2 protein-coding genes are annotated in these 1,692 nt (G+C 60.8%); both read left to right on the top strand.

The genetic code is table 11. From position 1 onward, the window contains the following. Window positions 1–49: 49 nt before the first annotated feature. The gene (gene trxA / locus DBR23_RS19805; protein WP_008906761.1) at window positions 50–382 is read left to right on the top strand and encodes a thioredoxin TrxA; all 333 of its coding nucleotides are present in this window, start codon (window positions 50–52) and stop codon (window positions 380–382) included. A gap of 277 nt (window positions 383–659) precedes the next feature. Beyond that, a partial coding sequence (gene rho, locus DBR23_RS19800) for a transcription termination factor Rho (RefSeq protein WP_233250594.1) occupies window positions 660–1,692 on the top strand: 1,033 nt, incomplete at its 3' end.

Here is a 1,692-nt window from a genome sequence, read left to right as displayed (position 1 = left end):
CTTTAAACGTACACCGGTCGCAACCCGCCCAAAATCAAGGAATTCCGCCATGGCCAGCGAACTCATCAAACATGTCTCCGACGCCAGCTTTGAAGCCGACGTGCTCCAACCGGGCTCCGCCGTGCTGGTGGACTACTGGGCTGAGTGGTGCGGTCCCTGCAAGATGATTGCTCCCATCCTGGACGAAGTCGCAGGCACCTACCAAGGCAAGCTGCAGATCGCCAAGATGAACGTGGACGAGAACCGCGAAATCCCCGCCAAGTTCGGCATCCGCGGCATCCCCACCCTGATGCTGTTCAAGGATGGCCAATTGGCAGCCACCAAGGTCGGCGCGATGAGCAAGGCCCAGTTGACCGCCTTCATCGACCAACAACTGGCCTGACCCACTGCCCCAAGCCCCCTCGGTACGAATGCCGATGGGGCTTTTTTGTTAAGCGATAGACCTGCGGGGAAACAACACGCTGGCAGTTGCGCAAGCCCACACCTTGCGCCCCTGAGGCCCCCGCATTTTTTCCTGTCATAATTCCCACAGATCACCGGTCTGCACGCATTGGCAGCCGGACCAAGATCCCTGGCGAGCCGGACCTGCAAACAGCAGCCCCTTCGGCATCAGCCCACCTCCCCCAAGATTCATACCAGCTCCGCCAAGGAGTCAATCCATGCACTTAAACGAACTCAAGGCACTGCACGTGTCTGAAGTCCTGAAGCAGGCCGAAGAACTCGAAATCGAAAACACGGGCCGCATGCGCAAGCAGGAGTTGATGTTTGCCATCATCAAGAAGCGCGCCAAGGCGGGTGAGCAGGTGTTTGCAGACGGCGTGCTGGAAATCCTGCCTGATGGCTTCGGCTTTCTGCGCAGCCCGGACACCAGCTTCACCGCCAGTACGGACGATATTTACATCAGCCCCAGCCAGGTGCGTCGCTTCAACCTGCACACCGGCGACATGATCGAAGGCGAAGTGCGCACGCCCAAGGACGGCGAGCGCTACTTTGCACTGACCAAGCTCGACAAGGTCAACGACGGCCCACCAGAGCAGAACAAGCACAAGGTGATGTTCGAGAACCTGACGCCCCTGTTCCCCAAGGAGCAGATGCGACTGGAGCGCGACGTCAAGAGCGAAGAGAACATCACCGGCCGCATCATCGACATCATCGCGCCCATTGGCCGCGGCCAGCGTGCGCTGATCGTCGCGCCGCCCAAGAGCGGCAAGACGGTGATGATGCAGCACATCGCCCACGCCATTACGGCCAACAACCCCGACGTGCACCTGATGGTGCTGCTGGTGGACGAGCGCCCTGAAGAAGTGACCGAAATGCAGCGCACGGTCAAGGGAGAGATCATCGCCTCCACCTTCGACGAGCCCGCCGCCCGCCACGTGCACGTGGCCGAGATGGTGATCGAGCGCGCCAAGCGCCTGGTCGAGCTCAAGAAGGACGTGGTGATCCTGCTGGACTCCATCACCCGCCTGGCCCGCGCCTACAACAACGTCGTGCCGTCGAGCGGCAAGGTGCTGTCCGGTGGTGTGGATGCCGCCGCACTCCAGCGCCCCAAGCGCTTCTTTGGCGCTGCGCGCAAAGTTGAGGAAGGTGGCTCGCTCACCATCATCGCCACGGCGCTGGTCGATACCGGCAGCCGCATGGATGAAGTGATCTTTGAAGAATTCAAGGGCACGGGCAACTGCGAAATCCACC

The organism is Acidovorax sp. HMWF018, assembly GCF_003061035.1.
In the GTDB taxonomy this organism is placed as follows: Bacteria; Pseudomonadota; Gammaproteobacteria; order Burkholderiales; family Burkholderiaceae_C; genus Acidovorax; species Acidovorax delafieldii.
The sequence above is the reverse complement of the archived record's forward strand: the minus strand, read 5'-3'. Positions and strand labels throughout refer to the sequence as shown.

Coding starts and splice junctions, on each gene's coding strand:
- trxA (WP_008906761.1), top strand. CDS start 50: ATGGCCAGCGAACTCATCAAACATGTCTCCGACGCCAGCTTTGAAGCC.